We start from the raw sequence: 3,829 nt of genomic DNA on the forward strand, positions 1-3,829 counted from the left end.
GCCCACCACCCGCGCGCTCCACGCCTGCGCGGGCATGGCGTCCGCCGCGGCGGCCAGGCGGGCGGCGCTCATCTCCAGGTCGGTCAGGTGCTCGGCGAGGGGGCGGCCCGCGCCGGCCTCGATCCCGGTGTCGCGTTCCTCGTCGCTGCCGTACTGGGGGGTGCGGACCCCGGTCCTGGCCCAGGTGAGCAGGTTGTGGAGGCTGTCGGCGTTCCGGGCGACGTGGCTCAGCACGTGGCCGCGTGTCCAGCCCGGCAGGCGCGACGGCGCGGCGACGTCGCCCTCGGACAGGGTCGCGACGGCGGCCAGCAGGCGCCGGGTCGCCGCGGCCAGCTCCTCCCGCAGTGCCACGACAACACTCATGCCAGACATTCCATCATCCGTTCATGTACGGGTGGTTATGGACATGTAAGGGGCGGTCATCGGTTGACCGTCAAAGGCATCCTGGTGCGGTGGGCGGAGGCCGTAGTCTGGGAGGGACGGATTTTCGGGGGGCGGTGTGCGGCCCGCCGAAATTGTCGGGGCCCCCGTCTACCATCCCCGTGGACCTATCCGCCTTCTTCGACATCGGGATCGCCGTGGCAGACCGCCTGATCGTGCGTGGTGCACGCGAACACAACCTGAAGGACGTCTCGCTGGACCTCCCACGAGACTCTCTGATCGTTTTCACCGGCCTGTCCGGCTCGGGCAAGTCGAGCCTGGCCTTCGACACCATCTTCGCCGAGGGGCAGCGCCGCTACGTCGAGTCGCTGTCGGCGTACGCCCGCCAGTTCCTCGGCCAGATGGACAAGCCCGACGTCGACTTCATCGAGGGACTGTCGCCCGCGGTGTCCATCGACCAGAAGGCCACCAGCAAGAACCCCCGCTCGACCGTCGGCACGATCACGGAGGTCTACGACTACCTGAGGCTCCTGTGGGCGCGCATCGGCAAGCCGCACTGCCCGATCTGTGCCCGTCCCATCGCCAGGCAGATGCCTCAGCAGATCGTCGACAGGGTGATGGACCTCGACGAGGGCACCCGCTTCCAGGTGCTGGCGCCCGTCGTCAGGGGCCGCAAGGGCGAGTACGCCGAGCTGTTCCGCGAGCTGCAGACCAAGGGCTTCGCCCGCGCCAGGGTCGACGGCACCGTGGTGCGGCTGGAGGAGCCGCCGACACTGAAGAAGTACGAGAAGCACGACATCGAGGTCATCGTCGACCGGCTGTCGGTCAAGGAGTCGGCGCGGCGCAGGCTCACCGACTCGGTCGAGACCGCGCTGCAGCTGTCCGGCGGCACGATCACGCTCGAGTTCGTCGACCTGCCGGAGGACGACCCGGGTCGCGAGCGCTTCTACTCCGAGCACCTCTACTGCCCCTACGACGACCTGTCGTTCGAGGAGCTCGAGCCGCGCTCCTTCTCGTTCAACTCGCCGTTCGGCGCCTGCCCCGAGTGCACCGGCCTCGGCACCAAGATGGAGGTCGACCCCGAGCTGGTCGTCCCCGACCCGGAGCGGACGCTCCGGGAGGGCGCCCTCCACCCCTGGTCCGGCGGCCACACCAGCGAATACTTCGTCAGGCTGATCGAGGCGCTCGGCCACGCGATGGGGTTCACCCCCGACACGGCCTGGGAGAAGCTGCCCAAGAAGGCGCAGAAGTCGCTGCTGTTCGGCCACGACGAGCAGGTCCACGTCCGCTACAGCAACCGCTACGGCAGGCAGCGCGCCTACTACACCACCTACGAAGGCGTCATTCCCTGGGTACAGCGCAGGCACGCCGAGGCCGAGAGCGACTCGACCCGCGAGCGGTTCGAGGGCTACATGCGCGAGATCCCCTGCCCGGCCTGCCGGGGCGCGCGGCTCAAGCCGGTCTCGCTGGCGGTGACCGTGGCGGACAGGTCGATCGCCGAGGTGTCGGCCATGTCGATCGGCGAGTGCGCCAAGTTCCTGGCCGGGCTCAAGCTGTCCGAGCGCGACATGCACATCGCCGAGCGGGTGGTCAAGGAGATCAACGCCCGCATGGGGTTCCTGCTCGACGTCGGCCTCGACTACCTCACCATGGACCGGGCCGCCGGGACGCTGGCCGGGGGCGAGGCGCAGCGCATCCGGCTGGCCACGCAGATCGGTTCCGGCCTGGTCGGCGTCCTCTACGTGCTCGACGAGCCGTCCATCGGCCTGCACCAGCGCGACAACATGCGCCTGCTCGACACCCTGATCAGGCTGCGCGACATGGGCAACACGCTCATCGTGGTCGAGCACGACGAGGACACGATCGCCGCCGCCGACTGGGTGGTCGACATCGGACCGGGCGCGGGCGAGCACGGCGGCCAGGTCGTCGTCTCCGGCACCGTGAGCGACCTGCTCGCCAGCGAGGAGTCGATGACCGGCCAGTACCTGTCGGGCCGCAGGAGCATCCCGATCCCCGCCGAGCGCCGCAAGCGCGACAGGAAGCGGCAGATCACCGTCAAGGGCGCGCGCGAGCACAATCTCAAGGGCGTCGACATCGACTTCCCGCTGAGCGTGTTCACCGCGGTCACCGGCGTGTCGGGCTCCGGCAAGTCGACGCTGGTCAACGACATCCTCTACACCGCGCTGGCCAAGGAGCTGCACGGCGCGCGCACGGTGCCCGGCCGCCACTCCCGGATCAACGGCATGGACCAGGTCGACAAGGTCGTGCACGTCGACCAGTCGCCCATCGGCCGCACCCCGCGTTCCAACCCCGCCACCTACACCGGCGTGTTCGACCACGTCCGCAAGCTGTTCGCCGCCACCACCGAGGCGAAGGTCCGCGGCTACCAGCCCGGCCGCTTCAGCTTCAACGTCAAGGGCGGGCGCTGCGAGGCGTGCGCGGGCGACGGCACGATCAAGATCGAGATGAACTTCCTGCCGGACGTCTACGTCCCCTGCGAGGTCTGCCACGGCGCCCGCTACAACCGCGAGACGCTCGAGGTCCACTACAAGGGCAAGACGATCTCCGAGGTCCTCGACATGCCGATCGAGGAGGCGCTCGGCTTCTTCGAGGCGATCCCGGCCATCAAGCGGCACCTGCAGACCCTCCACGACGTCGGGCTCGGCTACGTGCGCCTCGGCCAGCCGGCCACCACGCTGTCGGGCGGCGAGGCGCAGCGCGTCAAGCTCGCCTCGGAGCTGCAGCGCCGCCAGACCGGGCGGACGATCTACGTGCTGGACGAGCCGACCACCGGCCTGCACTTCGAGGACATCCGGCGGCTGCTGGGAGTGCTCGGGCGGCTGGTCGACGGCGGCAACACCGTGATCGTCATCGAGCACAACCTCGACGTCATCAAGACCGCCGACTGGATCATCGACATGGGTCCCGAAGGCGGATCGAGAGGCGGCACCCTGGTCGCCGCCGGGACGCCCGAGGAGGTGGCCCTGGTCGACGAGAGCCACACCGGCCGCTTCCTGCGCAAGATCCTGCAGCTGTAGGGCGGGGGCCGGAGGCTCGTGGGCGCCCGCGCTCCCGCCGGGCGGCCTGGCCACCAGAGGCCGGAGCCGCACGAGGGCGCCGTCCGCTCTGGTCCCGCGCCATCCAGCCGGGGGCGCCGTCCGCTCTGGTCCCGCGCCATCCAGCTGGGGGTGCCGTCCGGTCTGGACGCGCGCGACGCGACCGAGAGCGCCGTCCGCTCCGGACACGCGCAACCCGCCGACAGGACCGAGGGGTGCCGCCCCTAGGGTGAACTCGGACCTGCAGGGGGTCGGTGGCGACGCGGAGGGGTCGGCAGCGGATGACGGATTCGGAGCGGGACTCCGCCATGCCCGCGATCGGGCGGCGTGAGGTGCTGGGCACGGCCGGCGCCGCGGCGTGCGGCCTGGCGCTGGCGGGCTGCGGCGCGGGC

At 70.5% G+C, this 3,829-nt stretch carries 2 protein-coding genes; one reads left to right on the plus strand and one right to left on the minus strand.

Going from position 1 to position 3,829, the window contains the following annotated elements; genetic code table 11:
- On the minus strand, nucleotides 1-363 hold a 363-nt coding region (locus tag DQW85_RS26200; RefSeq protein WP_205315419.1), incomplete at its 3' end, for a maleylpyruvate isomerase N-terminal domain-containing protein.
- A gap of 215 nt (nucleotides 364-578) precedes the next feature.
- On the opposite strand from DQW85_RS26200, the gene uvrA reads away from it, so the two are divergent.
- Nucleotides 579-3,419, plus strand: coding sequence for an excinuclease ABC subunit UvrA (gene uvrA, locus DQW85_RS26205; protein ID WP_113702609.1), 2,841 nt, complete (start codon nucleotides 579-581; stop codon nucleotides 3,417-3,419).
- The last annotated feature ends 410 nt before the right edge of the window (nucleotides 3,420-3,829 follow it).

It is taken from the genome of Nonomuraea lactucae, from assembly GCF_003313395.1.
GTDB classification, from domain to species: domain Bacteria; phylum Actinomycetota; class Actinomycetes; order Streptosporangiales; family Streptosporangiaceae; genus Nonomuraea; species Nonomuraea lactucae.